The organism is Amycolatopsis rhizosphaerae (assembly GCF_007713715.1).
GTDB classification, from domain to species: domain Bacteria; phylum Actinomycetota; class Actinomycetes; order Mycobacteriales; family Pseudonocardiaceae; genus Amycolatopsis_E; species Amycolatopsis_E rhizosphaerae.
In genome coordinates this window covers 1-13,203 of the sequence record NZ_VJWX01000175.1, presented here as the reverse complement: position 1 = coordinate 13,203, position 13,203 = coordinate 1, and the positions used below count along the sequence as shown (strand labels likewise).

The following is a 13,203-nucleotide window of genomic DNA, read 5'->3' as shown; positions in this document are numbered from 1 at the left end:
GTCCCGGACCGCGGCCACCCGGTCACAGTCCTCGGCGACGGAGGACCGCGGGTCGGCCACCTTCACCTTCGCCGTGCGGCAGCCCGACTTCGCCGCCAGCTCGTAAGCCCGCTCGGGCGCCACGACCGGGATGGTGGTGTTCACCTCGATGCGGTCGCGCACCGGCTCCGGCCAGCCCCGTTCGGCGGCTTCGAGTGCCGCGGCCAGCCAGGGCACGCTCTCACTGTCCGAATAGTCCCCGAACGGACAGAACTCGCCCCAACCGGCCTGTCCTCGCATCAGCACGCCTTCGCGGACGGTGATGCCGCGAAACCGGTGGTGCAGGGGGATGGCGTAGACGAAGTTCATGTCCCCATTGTCGCCCGGCACTCCTGCCACCCCCGCCACCGGCCGCACATCTCGGGCCGGTTGCGGCATGTTTCACCCTTGTGTGCAAGCGGGTACGCCATGAGTGCAAGAGATTCTGGTGAACGAGGAAGGAGTGCGTGATCGTGGCCAACGAACTCGCGGGCAGGCGGGTGGCCTTCCTGGTGGCCCCGGAAGGCGTCGAGCAGGTGGAGCTGACGAAGCCCTGGTCCGCGGTCGAGGAGGCAGGCGGGCAACCGGAACTCGTCTCCACCCAATCCGGCCACATCCAGGCCTTCAACCACCTCGACAAGGGTGACACCTTCCCGGTGGACAAGGTGGTCGGCGAGGTGTCGCCGGACGACTACGACGCGTTGGTACTGCCGGGCGGCGTGGCCAACCCGGACTTCCTGCGGACGGTACCCGAAGCGGTGCGGTTCGCGGGGGCGTTCTTCCGCCAGGAGAAGCCGGTCGCGGCGATCTGCCACGCGACGTGGACACTCGTCGAGGCGGACGTGGTCCGCGGGCGGCGGATGACCTCCTGGCCGAGCCTGCAGACCGACCTGCGCAACGCCGGCGCCGAGTGGGTGGACCAGGAGGTCGTGGTGGACAACGGTTTTGTCACCAGCCGGAAGCCGCGCGACCTGCCCGCCTTCTGCGGCAAGCTGGTCGAGGAGTTCGCGGAGGGCAAGCACCACGCGAAGGCAGGCGTCTGACGAGAGGACTGGGGACCGGGCACCCCTTGCAGAGCGGGGTGGACGGCAGGGCGTTCCCCGAGCGGGAGCGCCCTGTCGTCATGCGCGCAGCTTTTCCCGCAAGGTGAGTGCGTCGAAGGGCGCGTGCACCTTGGCGTCGTTGTCGAAATAGACGTACACGTCGCGCACGCCGGCCTGCCAGCGCCGGATCTTGGCGGCCCAGTTGGTCAGCGCCTCGTCCCGGTAGCCGCTGGCATAGAGTTCTTCGTCGCCGTGCAACCGGATGTAGACGAAGTCCGCGGTGACCTCCTCCAGCGTCAGCCAGGTGCCGGCGGAGTCCGACACCACCGAGGCGATCTCGTTGTCCCGCAAGAACTTGGGGAAGGCAGGATCGCGGAAACTGGGGTGCCGGACCTCCAGTGCGTGGCGCAGCTTCCTGTTGGTGCCCGGTTTCGTGTACGCCTCTCCCTTCAGTTTGCCGTCGTGCTTTTTGGCGAGCGCGGCGGCCGCCCGCGTCGTTCTGGGCAGCAGCGCGAAGAAGGCGCCCAGCACTTCGGGGTCGAAGGCCATCGTGGGCGGGAGCTGCCAGAGGATCGGCCCGAGCTTGTGGCGCAACGCGAGCACCCCGGAGGCGAGGAAGTTGGCCAGCGGCGTCTCGACCTCCTTGAGCCGCTTCATATGCGTGAGATACCGGCTTCCCTTGACGGCGAACACGAAGTCCTCCGGGGTCTGGTCGAACCAGGAGCGGTAGAGCTCGGGGCGCTGCAGGGAATAGAACGAGCCGTTGATCTCGGCCGTGTTCATCCTGCCGGACAGGTATTCCAGCTCACGGCGCTGCACCAGGCCCTTCGGGTAGAAGGTGCCGCGCCAGGCCGGATACCGCCAGCCCGAGGTTCCGATCCGAAGTTCCGCGATCGCCGCTCACCACCCGGGCTTCAGTCCCAGGAGAAACGCCAGTGGCGCCGGTGGACCAGGCCGGCGGCGTACTCGCGAAGATTGCCCGGCTGCCCGGAGAAGGTCCGCACGGAGAACGCGCGATGCTCGGCGGCGACCACCAGTGCGCGGCTCTGCAGCCGCGGCGGCGCCGCGACGGACAGCTCCAGTTCGTCGAACCCGAGCACGATCAACGTCGCGCCGAAGCGCTCCTCCCAGCTGCGCAGCACCGCGGAGAGCGCGGCCACCTGGTCCGTCGATTTGATCATGCCGGTCCAGCCGAGCGCGGCCGGGACGTCGGCGGGCCGCTCCACCGCGACCAGGCCGAGCCGGTAGGAGCCGCGGCGGGCCAGGATGGACCCGGTGTTGCCCGCCTCGGCGAAGGGATCCACCCGCAGCGTCGACCTCCTGGCCAGGCCGGGGAAGAGCGAACCGTAGGGGCGCAGGCAGCCGACGCCCGCGGAGCAGCAGAACGGGTCCCACCAGCGGGCCAGGGTCTCCCCGGCGTCGATCCCGGGCACCTCGCGGACCGCGGGGGCGAGACGCTCGCGGTCGTCGATCCAGTCCTCTCCGTTGGCGGCGAAGCGCTCGTCCTGAGGCACGAGGACCGGCCACAGCCCGGAGTCGGCGAAGGCGGCGATGCAGGCGCGGTAGTGTCCCGGCTCGGCCAGCGGCCAGTCGGTCAGCCAGATCGGACCGTGCCAACGGCCCGCCGGCAGGTCCAGGCCCGGGATGATCTGGCAGGAAGCGGCGGTGGTCATCTGTACCCCTCGCGGTAGGTCTTTCACCAACGATTCCGAACACTAGTTCGAGGGTACGACATTTTTCGGCGTTCGGTGACGGGCGTACCCCAGCAGGGCGAGCACCAGGACCCAGCCGCCGGTGACCGCCGCCGAGATCGGTGTGAGCAGGAACAGGCGGTGCCACAGCACCAGCGGCAGGACCGCGGGAACCAGGCACAACGCCACGGTGAGCGGCAGCCTTGCGGGCCATCGCCGGGCCGCGAGCAGCGGCAGGGCGCCCAGCACGATCGCCGCCAGCCCGTACAGCGACCGCGGGTCACCGTCGGACAGCCACAGCACGAGCCAGGCCAGTCCGGGCAGCGCGGCCAGCGCGAACACCACCCGCAGCAGGTGCCCGGCGAGGCGCTCCACCGTGTCCGGCCGGACGCGTACCGCGATCAGGAACGCCCCCACGGCCAGCACCCCCACCGCGACGACGGCGGCGATCAGCAGGGCCGGGACCAGCTGCTGGAGGCTGTTCGCGCCCAGGACGTGAGCGGCGGCGAACCCGCTGATCGCACCCGCCGCGGCCGCGGCGAGCAGCGCGGTCGCGAGGCGGGGTGTCAGGTCCGGGTCGGGTCGGTGCTTCAACACCGCCCGTGGGTTCCCCGGATCACGGAAATCCACACCTCCCTGACCCTGCGTGTTCCCCCGGGGGCCGAGATACTCCCTTCGCGGCCAACACGCGCCGGAAAGGGCAGCCCTGACGGGTCAGTCCGGGTCGCTGGTGAGGTAGGCGTCGGCGTCGCGGATGGTGTAGGCGTAGCCCTGCTCGGCGAGGAAGCGCTGGCGGTGCGCGGCGTACTCGGTGTCGAGGGTGTCGCGCGAGACGACCGAGTAGAAATGCGCCTGCCTGCCGTCCCCCTTGGGGCGCAGCAGCCGCCCGAGCCGCTGGGCTTCTTCCTGGCGCGAGCCGAAGGTGCCGGAGATCTGGATCGCCACCGAAGCCTCGGGCAGGTCGATGGAGAAGTTGGCCACTTTGGACACCACGAGCCGGTCGAGCTCGCCCCGCCGGAACGCGTCGAACAGGGTTTCCCGCTCCTTGTTGCTGGTGGCACCCTGGATCACCGGGGCGTCGAGTTCCGCGCCGAGGCGTTCGAGCTGGTCGAGGTAGGCACCGATGACCAGGGTCGGCTCACCGGCATGTTTGTCCACAATAGACTTGATCACCGAGATCTTGGTGTCCGCGGTGGCCGCCAGCTTGTACTTCTCCTCCGACTCGGCGGTGGCGTACCGCAGGCGCTCGTCGTCGGTGAGCGTCACCCGCACCTCGATGCACTCGGCCGGGGCGATCCAGCCCTGTGCCTCGATGTCCCGCCACGGGACGTCGTACCGCTTCGGGCCGATGAGCGAGAACACGTCGCCTTCCCGCCCGTCCTCCCGGACGAGGGTGGCGGTCAGGCCGAGCCGCCGCCGGGACTGCAGGTCGGCCGTCATCCGGAAGACCGGGGCTGGCAGCAGGTGGACCTCGTCGTAGACGATCAGGCCCCAGTCCCGCGAGTCGAACAGTTCCAGGTGCTTGTAGACGCCCTTGCTCTTGCGCGTGATCACCTGGTAAGTGGCGATGGTGACCGGCCGGATCTCCTTCTTCTCCCCGGAGTACTCGCCGATCTCGTTTTCGGTGAGGGAAGTCCTCGCGACCAGTTCCCGCTTCCACTGGCGGCCTGCCACGGTGTTGGTCACCAGGATCAGCGTGGTCGCCCCCGCCCGCGCCATGGCGGCCGCGCCGACGAGCGTTTTCCCGGCGCCGCAAGGAAGAACCACCACTCCGGAGCCGCCGGCCCAGAACGCGTCCGCGGCCTTGCGCTGGTAGTCCCGCAGCGCCCAGTCCGTTTCCTCCAGCGCGATCGGATGTGCCTCGCCGTCGACGTACCCGGCCAGGTCCTCGGCGGGCCAGCCGACCTTCAGCAGCGCCTGCTTGAGCCTGCCGCGTTCGGAGGGGTGCACGACGACGGTGTCCTCGTCGATGCGCGCACCGAGCATCGGGCTGATCTTCTTGTGCCGCAGCACCTCTTCCAGCACCGCGCGGTCGATGGTGGTCATCACCAGGCCGTGGGCGGGGTGGTTGGCGATCTGCAGCCTGCCGAAGCGGCCCATGGTGTCCACGATGTCGATCAGCAGCGGCTGCGGCACCGGGAAACGGGAGTAGGAGGTCAGCGCGTGCACCACCTGCTCGGCGTCGTGCCCGGCGGCGCGCGCGTTCCACAGCGCCAGCGGCGTGATCCGATAGGTGTGCACGTGTTCGGGCGCGCGTTCCAGTTCGGCGAAGGGCGCGATCGCGATCCGGGCGTCCTCGGCCCGCGCGTGGTCGACCTCGAGCAGGACGGTCTTGTCGGATTGAACGATCAGCGGGCCATCAGTCACGTCTTCCTTTATACGGCGTGCCCGACGCCGCAGCCCGGCCGAAACGCGGAGCTAGGAGCCGGCGGAGTGGGGGAGCAGGGCGGAGACGTCCAGCCGTCCGTCGAGCATGCCCATGCCGTGCATGAGGTCGGCGACCCGCTGGAGCCGTACGCCGCTGAGGGAGGTCGGGTACTGGCCGAGCGCCACCAGCGAGGCCGTGGTGCTGTCGATCCCCGCGATCCGGGGCAGTGCGGCCCGCACCAGCGACTGGTCGGCGGCGCGCTGCTGGGCGTCGGCGAGTACGCGCCGGAAGACGGCGAGCGTGCGCGGGTTGGCCTGGGCGAACAGGGCGCCCGAGGCGTAGGCCGAGACCGGGAAGTCGAGGGTCGCACCGCGGAAGGAGTCGGCGAGGACGCGGGCGCCGAGGTCCTGCTGGATCTTGGCGAGGTACGGCTCGACCATCAGCGCGGCGTCCACGGTGCCGTCGTCGAGCGCGGCGGGCATGTCCTCGTACCGCCGCGTCACGAACTTGATCCGGTCGGGGTCGCCCCCCGCGGTGGCGAAGATCGAGCGGGCGGCGAGGGTACCCAGGTCCCCGTCGGCGCTGACCGCGATCTTCGGGGCCTTCTTGCTCGCGAGGTCGGTGTACCGCGAGTCCGGCAGGGTCACCAGTGCGACGGTGTACGGCGCCGAGGTGTACGCCTCGCCTTGGAGCTGAAGAGCGGTGCCGCGGGCGACGGCGGTGAAGAGCGTCTCGTCGGTGGCGAAGGCCACGTCGAGCCGTCCGGTGGTCAGCCCGTCCAGGGCGTCCTGCCCGTCGCGCTCCTCCACGAGCCGTACGTCGAGCCCGGCCCTGGCGAACGAGCCGTCGGCGACGGCCAGCCGGAGCGGGGTCGTTTCGATCGGGTTCCCCACACCCACCCGCAACTGGCCGCGTTCGGGGGTGACGGCAGGCTCCGCCGGGTTCGACCCGGATCCGGTGTCGCAGCCCGTAACCAGCACGAGGGCCGCGACCAGTGCGACCGCCACTCCTCGCATACGCCAGCCCCCCGCCGAGTGCACGAATTTGCGAACGTGGGTGGAGCTTAGGATCGAGGGCCAATACCATCGCCAACGGACCACACCAAGAGTAGAGAGCATCTCCGGCCCATGTCCCACATCAGCTCCGCTCTAGTAGGTTAGCGAGTCCATGCCGGTGACGGTCCGTATTCGGTAAGACAGCTAGCGAAGGAAGTTGATGGTCCGTCGGCACAAGCGTCCGGGTGAAGACGGCGTGGCGCGACGGCCGGAGATCCGCGTGGGCGGCCGTTGGCGGCTGCGCAACTGGCGCCTGCGGACGAAGCTCATCGCCGTTCTGCTCGTGCCCGCGCTCACCGTCCTCGCCCTCGCCGGGCTGCACGTGCAGGCCGACCTGGAACACGCCCAGCAGCTCGCGGAGCTGTCCGCGCACGGGCGCGTCGATTCGGGCATCGACACGCTCGTCCACGAGCTGCAGCGCGAGCGTGACCTCAGCGTGCGCTACGTGGCGGCCGGACGCACCGGGGATCTCGGCGAGCTGCGGGATCAGCGCGGCAAGGTGGACGCGGCGGCCGCGGCGGTCGGCAAGGAGCTCGGTGCCCAGCGGGACCGGCTGTCCGATTCCGGCGTGACCGGGTTGCAGGCCACCCTTGCCCGGCTGGACGTGCTCACCGGCCTGCGCTTCGCGACCGAACACTCGAACCTGCCCCCGACCGCCACGCTGCGTTCCTACGGCGAACTGATCTCCGGCGTCCTCGACCTGTCGGACCAGTCGGTCGCCGGTGTCACCGATCCGGACCTCGCGCGCCTGCGGCTGGCGGCGAGCGCGCTCGCCCGCGTGAAGGACCAGATGTCGGTCAAGCGCGCGTTGCTGGCGGACGCGCTCGCCGAGGGACGGCTGTCCACCGACGGACTGCGGGCCCTGCTCGGCGCGGACGCCGAGCTGGCCGCCGCCCGCAACGACTTCCGCAAGTTCGCCACCCCGGCGCAGCAGCGGATGTACGACGACACGGTGATCGGACTGATCGTGGACAACGGCAACCACATGGTGGAGTCCGCGATCACCCGCGCCCAGGCGGGGCAGAACCTCGCCGGTCTCGACCCGCAGCAGTGGGAGACCGATGCCACCTACACGGTGAACCTGGCCTACCGGGTGCAGCAGGCGCTGCAGGCCGAGACCCAGCAGCGGTGCGACGCGCTGGCCGCGGACGCGCGCCGGTCCGCGATCATCAACGTGGGTGTCGTGCTCGGGGCGCTGCTGCTGTGCGTGGTGCTCGCGGTGGTGATCGCGCGGTCCCTGCTGCGGCCGCTGCGGGCGCTCAGGCTTGCCGCGCTGGAGGTCGCCGACCACCGGTTGCCTGCTGCGGTCGAGGACATCCTCGCGGACCCGTATCCCGAGTCGCCGGCCCGGCTGCGCGGAATCGACCCGGTGCCGGTGTTCAGCCGGGACGAGCTCGGGCAGGTGGCGCGGGCGTTCGACGCGGTGCACGGCCAGGCGGTCCGGCTCGCCGGGGAACAGGCCCTGCTGCGGGAGAACATCAACGGGATGTTCGTGAACCTGTCGAAGCGCACCCAGGACCTGGTGGAGCGGCAGCTGTCGGTACTGGACCGGATGGAGGCCCACGAACAGGATCCGGAAACCCTCGGCGGGTTGTTCGAACTGGACCACCTGGCCACCCGGATGCGGCGCAACAGCGAGAACCTGCTCGTCCTGTCCGGCCACGATCTCGACGACGGCCGCACCGAACCCGTCCCGGCGGAAGAGATCGTCGGCGCGGCACTGTCCGAAGTGGAGCACTACCAGCGGATCGAGCTCACCGCGACGCCGGATCTGGCCATCGTCGGGGAGGCCACCAGCGATCTGGTGCACGTGATCTCCGAACTGCTCGAGAACGCCACACTGTATTCGCCCGCGGACTCCACCGTCACCGTGGTCAGCTCGGTGACCGAGGACGGCTCGTGGGAGGTGCACATCACCGACCAGGGCGCCGGGATGCCGGAACCGGAGATCCAGCGCGCGAACGCCAGGCTGGCCAAACCGCCCGAGGTCGATCTCGAGGTGTCCCGCCGGATGGGGCTGTTCGTGGTGGCGACGCTGGCCGAGCGGCACGACATCCGGGTCCGGCTGCGGTCGGCCGAGGGCGGTGGACTGGTGGCCACCGTCGTGGTCCCGGCCGGGCTCGTGGTGGAACAGCCGCTGACGGCCGTTCCCGAGCCCCCGCCGGAGATCACCCCGCTTCCCCTGCTGCTGCCCGGCCCGGAACCGGAGCCGGAACCGGAACCCGGGGCCGAGGCGGACCTCGTGGTGCCGGTCATCCCGGATGACACCCGCCGCGCGCCGGTCGAGGAGGAACCGGTGCCGGACTGGCCGGAGGAGGACGGAGACCGGCACTTCCTCGAGGACGACGAGCCGACCGAGCGGATGCCCGCCTACCAGGCGGTCCTCTCGCAGTGGTTCCGCACGGGTGAGCACTGGCCCGTTTCCGCGGCCCGGCCCGACCGCGGGGACGAGAGCGTCGCTTGGCCGGAGGCGGGCGACAGAGAAGACACAGAAGACACACAAGACACAGAAGACGCCGAAGGTGCCGAAGCGGCACCGGAGAAGGCCAACGGCTCCCGGTTCACCGGTGACGTTCCGCTCGATCCGCCCACGCTGCGGCTGGAGCCGGACGCCGTGCGCGGCCGGATGTCGCGCCTGCAGGACGGCGTGAACCGTGCCCGCGAGGTCCGGTCGGGCATTCTGGGCACGCCGGAGTGAGTGGCGCGAATTCCGCCGTTCGCCCCATCGTTTTCGCCCGCTTGGCGGCCTTTTCCGTGCAATAGGACCGGTGTTCCGCGCTGCTCAGGGTATCCGCACCGGCCCCGATATCGGAACATGATCATTTTCGGGGTGTTGCGCGCGGTGTTCCCTGCGGTAGGTTTCGCGCGGTTTGGTCCCCGAGGAGGTTATCCATTCGCAAAGCGGACGGTGATCTCATTGGTGCGGGGAGTAATCGCCACGGCCGACCATCGATACGTCGCGTCAGGAGCGTCGTGAACATGACACTGAACATCGGTGCTGCCACCACCCGTCGCCGCCTCCTCCGGCTGGCCCTCGGTGCCACCGTTGCCGGACCGCTGGCCGCGTCCGCGGGCTGCAGCGTGCTGAACGGTTCGAGCTCCCCGGACGGTTCCGGCGGTTCCGGCGGCTCCGCCGGCCTGGAGAAGAGCAAGATCACGGTGGGCATCCTGAGCAGCCAGGGCAGCGCGGGTGCCAAGCTCGCCGAGAAGTTCGGCTACTTCGCCAAGCAGGGGCTCGAGGTCACCATCAAGCCGTTCACCGCCGGGCCGCAGGCCGTCCCGGCGCTGCTCGGCGGCGAACTCGACTTCACGGTGATCAACTACGTTTCGTTCTTCCAGGCGGTGGCGGCCAAGACCCTCGACGCGAAGGTCGTGGTGGACGGCAACGCGGCCAACGAGAACTCGGTCGTCGTGGTGGCCAAGCCCGACTCCGGCATCGCGGACCCGAAGGACCTGGTGGGCAAGAAGGTGGGCATCCAGGCCGCCCAGTCGGTGGCCGAACTGCTGGTGCGCGCCACGCTGAAGGACCACGACGTCGACCCCAATTCGGTCCACTACCTGCCGGTGACCTTCCCCAACATCCCCGCCGCAATCGCCAAGGGCGAACTCGACGCCGGGGTCGAGGTCGAGCCGTTTCTGACCACGGCAGAGCAGAAACAGGGTCTGCAGCCGGTGCTGAAGATCGTCACCGGGGCGACCGCCAACCTGCCGCAGACCGGCTACATCGCGACCACGAAGTTCGTCAACGCCCATCCGAAGACGGTGGCGGCCTTCCAGCGCGCGATGATCCCGGCCCAGACCGACGCGGCCGACCGGTCGAAGCTGTCGCAGGTGCTGCCCGAGCTGTCCGGTGTCGACCAGGCCACGGCCTCGCTGCTCAACATCGACACGTACCCGACCTCGGTCAACGCGACGCAGCTGCAGCGGGTCGTCACGTTGCTGCAGAACTACGGCGGGATGACGGCGCAGCTCGACGTGAAGGACTACGTCGTGTCCACTCCCCAAGCCTGACGTGCGCACCGCCGCCCGCCGCCTGGCCGGGCTGGCCGCCTTCCTCGCCCTGTGGGAGGCGGCGGCCCGGTCGGGGCTGGTCGATCCGGTCGTGCTGCCGCCGCCGTCGCTGGTGCTCGCCCGCTTCGCCGGGCTGCTCGGCGACGCCGAGTTCCTTCGCGACGCCGTCGCCACGCTGCTCGCCTGGCTGATCACCCTCCTGCTCGCCGCGGGAATCGGGACCGCCATCGGCCTGCTGCTGGGAAGCGTCCGCCCGCTGCGGCTGGTCACCGCCCCGATCATCGAGTTCCTGCGGCCGCTGCCCACGGTGGCGCTGATCCCGCTGGCCGTCCTGGTGCTGGGCAGCGGGGCGCAGGCGAAGATCACGCTGGCCACCTTCGCCTCGGTGTGGCCGATCCTGTTCAACACGATGTACGCGCTCGGCGAGATCGACCGCGGGCTGCTGGACACCGCCCGCGTGTTCCGCACCCCGCGCACCCGGCTGGTCGGCGCGGTGATCCTGCCCGGCATCGCCCCGTTCGTGCTCACCGGGATCCGGCTTTCCGCCGGGATCGGCCTGATCGTGCTGGTGAGCACCGAGTTCCTGGCCGGCAGCAGCGTCGGGGTCGGCTGGTTCGTCTACCACCGGGGCAGCATGTCGCTGAGCATGGACGTGGTGCTGGCGGGGACGGTGTTCGTCGGGCTGGCCGGTTACCTGGTCAATCTCGCCCTGCTCGCGGCACAGCGGCGCTGGCTGGGCTGGGCGGCCACGGGCGGTGCGGTGTGAGTGGCCGTCGGGCCGCCTTCGCCCGGCGCTGGCTGGTGTTCGCCGCGTTCGTGCTCGCTTGGCAGTGGCTCACCACGAGCTTCGCCGACCCGTATTTCCCACCCCCCACACGGATCCTCGACGCGGCGAGGCAGGCCTGGCTGGCCGGTCCGGCGAGCAGGCTTTTCCTCACCGACGCGGTGACCGCCGACCTGCTGCCCAGTCTGGGCAGACTGCTGGCGGGCTGGCTGGTCGCGGTCCTGGTGGCGGTGCCCGCCGGGCTCGTGCTGGGCCGTTCACCGAGGCTCACCGACTACGTGTCGGCGATGTTCTTCTTCGCGCGCTCGGTGCCGTCGACCCTGCTGGTGCCGGTGTTCCTGGTGATGTTCGGCATCGGCCCACGGGCCGAGATCGTGACGATCCTGTGGGGCACGGTCTGGCCGATCCTGCTGAACACGATCGACGGGGCGCGCTCGGTGGACGAGGTCAGGATCGAAACCGCCCGTGCCTTCCGGATCGGCGGGGCGTGGTGGCTCTTCGGGGTGGTGCTGCCCAGCGCGTTGCCGAAGGTGTTCGCCGGACTGCGGTCGGCCCTGTCGATCGCGATCATCCTGATGATCGTTTCCGAGCTGATGGGCAGCGACAGCGGCATCGGCTACCGGATGATCAACGCTCAGGGCGCCTTCCGGCTGCCGGAGATGTGGGCGTGGATCGTGCTGGTCAGCCTGCTCGGCTACCTGTCGAACCTGCTGCTGACGCTGGTGGAACGCCGGGCGCTGGCCTGGCACCCGGGTTTCCGGCCCGAGCGTCTCTCCGGGCTCGCCTGAGTTGCCCCCACCGTTCCGGTCGCGCACTGTGGCGAGGATGGCATCGGGAAGGATCGGCGGGTTCCGCTCGCCGCGGCACCGCGCCTGGTACGACGCGGTCTATGGCGAGGCGCTGCGCACACTGCCCGAACCGGCGGCCGTGCACGACGTGCCGACCGCGTTCGGCGTGGTCCGGGCCTACCGCTTCGGCGACACCGGTGCGCCGGTGGTGCTCCTGCCGGGGCGCGCCGGGACGAGCGTGATGTTCCGGCCCCAGGTGGCGGCGCTCGCCGCGCGGTACCGCGTCCACACCCTCGACCCGCTCGGGGAACCCGGGTGCAGCGAGCAGACCGCGCCGATCCGCACCGCCGCCGACCAGGCGGCGTGGCTGGCGCAAACGCTTTCCCGGCTCGGGCTCGACCGGCCGCATCTGGTGGGGGTCTCGCTCGGGGGACGGCTCGCGGTCGAACTCGCGGTGCGCGCGCCGGACAACGTGGCATCCCTCGGCCTGATCGACCCGGTCGCCACGTTCGCGCCGGTACCGCCGGGGATGATCCTGCGGGCACTTCCGGCCGGGATGCCGCTGGTGTCCAGTTGGGCCCGCCCCCGCTTCCTGACCTGGGTGGACGGCCGGGGCGGCGATGCGGTGGCGGGTGATCCGGTGGGGCGGCTGATCAGCGCGGGGCTGCAGCACTACCGGTTCGCGCTGCCCGCGCCGCGGCCGTGCCCGGCCCGCCGTCTGCGCGCGATTTCGATGCCCACCCTGGTGCTCTTCGCGGGCCGGAGTGTGGTGCACGACCCGGTGCGCGCCCTCGCCCGGGCCCGCGCGCTGGTGCCCGGCGTGGAGGCCGAACTGTGGCCCGAGGCGACACACGCGATCTCGGGCCAGTGCGCGGAGCGCGTCAACGCCCGCCTGCTGCGTTTTCTCTCCCGGTGATGGCCAGGTGGACGTGGAGGACGGTGGGAGCGTCCCCGGCCAGCGCGGTGCGCAGCGCGTCACGGAGTTGCGGCGCCGTTCGTATGTGCCGCCCGGTCATCCCCATGCCCTGCGCCAGGGCCGCGAAGTCGAGATCGCCGAGTTCGGTCCCGGGCACCTTCTCCGCGCCGCCTCGCACCGCGTGCCGCCGCACCGCGGCGTATTCGCCGTTGTCGAGGACGACGAAGGTGACGGCCGCCCGTTCCCTCGCCGCGGTCCACAGGGCCTGGATGCCGTACATGCTGCTGCCGTCCCCCAGGACGGCGACGACGCGGCGCGACGGTTCGGCGAGCGCGGCTCCCACCGCGGCGGGCAGTCCGTAGCCGAGCACCCCGCTGGCCATGGTGAGGTAGCCGCGCCCGCGGGCCCTGATCGGCAGGTGCCGCTGCATGTCCTGCCGGTGGGTCGGGGCCTCCTCCACCACGAGTGAGTTCTCGGGCAGCAGATCCGCGAGGGTCTGGTAGACGAACGCCCCGGAAAGCCCTTCCGC

Annotated in this window: 12 protein-coding genes and 1 pseudogene; 6 read left to right on the top strand and 7 right to left on the bottom strand. The window is 70.6% G+C overall.

Annotated elements, in window-relative coordinates:
- A pseudogene (locus FNH05_RS18280) lies at positions 1 to 348 on the bottom strand (O-succinylbenzoate synthase); the annotation flags it as partial.
- Positions 349 to 485: 137 nt separating this feature from the next.
- On the opposite strand from FNH05_RS18280, the gene FNH05_RS18275 reads away from it, so the two are divergent.
- A complete protein-coding gene (locus FNH05_RS18275) occupies positions 486 to 1,061 on the top strand; it encodes a type 1 glutamine amidotransferase domain-containing protein (RefSeq protein ID WP_144589912.1) in 576 nt (191 codons plus the stop codon).
- Between the two features lie 78 nt (positions 1,062 to 1,139).
- Here the strand turns inward: FNH05_RS18275 and FNH05_RS18270 are convergent, their stop codons facing one another.
- The 5 genes from FNH05_RS18270 to FNH05_RS18250 all read right to left on the bottom strand — a co-directional run bounded on the left by FNH05_RS18270 (position 1,140) and on the right by FNH05_RS18250 (position 6,136).
- Entirely contained in the window at positions 1,140 to 1,940 is an 801-nt protein-coding gene (locus FNH05_RS18270) for a DUF72 domain-containing protein (protein WP_144589911.1), read from the bottom strand.
- 35 nt (positions 1,941 to 1,975) lie between these two features.
- Entirely contained in the window at positions 1,976 to 2,734 is a 759-nt protein-coding gene (locus FNH05_RS18265; RefSeq protein ID WP_144589910.1) for a DUF4253 domain-containing protein, read from the bottom strand.
- 42 nt (positions 2,735 to 2,776) lie between these two features.
- The gene (locus tag FNH05_RS18260) at positions 2,777 to 3,349 is read right to left on the bottom strand and encodes a hypothetical protein (RefSeq protein WP_144589909.1); all 573 of its coding nucleotides are present in this window, start codon (positions 3,347 to 3,349) and stop codon (positions 2,777 to 2,779) included.
- Positions 3,350 to 3,466: 117 nt separating this feature from the next.
- The gene (locus FNH05_RS18255; protein ID WP_144589908.1) at positions 3,467 to 5,119 is read right to left on the bottom strand and encodes a DNA repair helicase XPB; all 1,653 of its coding nucleotides are present in this window, start codon (positions 5,117 to 5,119) and stop codon (positions 3,467 to 3,469) included.
- Positions 5,120 to 5,170: 51 nt separating this feature from the next.
- Positions 5,171 to 6,136 carry an ABC transporter substrate-binding protein gene (locus FNH05_RS18250; protein ID WP_144589907.1) on the bottom strand — a complete coding sequence of 322 codons (966 nt, stop codon included), beginning with the start codon at positions 6,134 to 6,136 and terminating at the stop codon, positions 5,171 to 5,173.
- Positions 6,137 to 6,335: 199 nt separating this feature from the next.
- On the opposite strand from FNH05_RS18250, the gene FNH05_RS18245 reads away from it, so the two are divergent.
- From FNH05_RS18245 to FNH05_RS18225, 5 genes are all read left to right on the top strand, one after another.
- Entirely contained in the window at positions 6,336 to 8,873 is a 2,538-nt protein-coding gene (locus tag FNH05_RS18245) for a sensor histidine kinase (RefSeq protein ID WP_144589906.1), read from the top strand.
- A gap of 281 nt (positions 8,874 to 9,154) precedes the next feature.
- Complete coding sequence (locus FNH05_RS18240) at positions 9,155 to 10,186, top strand: ABC transporter substrate-binding protein (RefSeq protein WP_144589905.1); 1,032 nt, start codon at positions 9,155 to 9,157, stop codon at positions 10,184 to 10,186.
- A 1-nt stretch (position 10,187) separates the two neighbouring features.
- Positions 10,188 to 10,952 (top strand): ABC transporter permease, encoded by a 765-nt coding sequence (locus FNH05_RS18235; RefSeq protein WP_246127810.1) that lies wholly within the window; start codon positions 10,188 to 10,190, stop codon positions 10,950 to 10,952.
- Complete coding sequence (locus FNH05_RS18230) at positions 10,949 to 11,758, top strand: ABC transporter permease (protein WP_144589904.1); 810 nt, start codon at positions 10,949 to 10,951, stop codon at positions 11,756 to 11,758. The genes FNH05_RS18235 and FNH05_RS18230 overlap by 4 nt, the downstream gene beginning before the upstream one ends.
- A gap of 37 nt (positions 11,759 to 11,795) precedes the next feature.
- Positions 11,796 to 12,674 carry an alpha/beta fold hydrolase gene (locus FNH05_RS18225; protein ID WP_144589903.1) on the top strand — a complete coding sequence of 293 codons (879 nt, stop codon included), beginning with the start codon at positions 11,796 to 11,798 and terminating at the stop codon, positions 12,672 to 12,674.
- Here the strand turns inward: FNH05_RS18225 and FNH05_RS18220 are convergent.
- Positions 12,640 to 13,203: thiamine pyrophosphate-dependent enzyme (locus FNH05_RS18220; RefSeq protein WP_246127809.1), on the bottom strand; the 564-nt coding region annotated here is incomplete at its 5' end. The two genes, FNH05_RS18225 and FNH05_RS18220, sit on opposite strands and share 35 nt — an antisense overlap.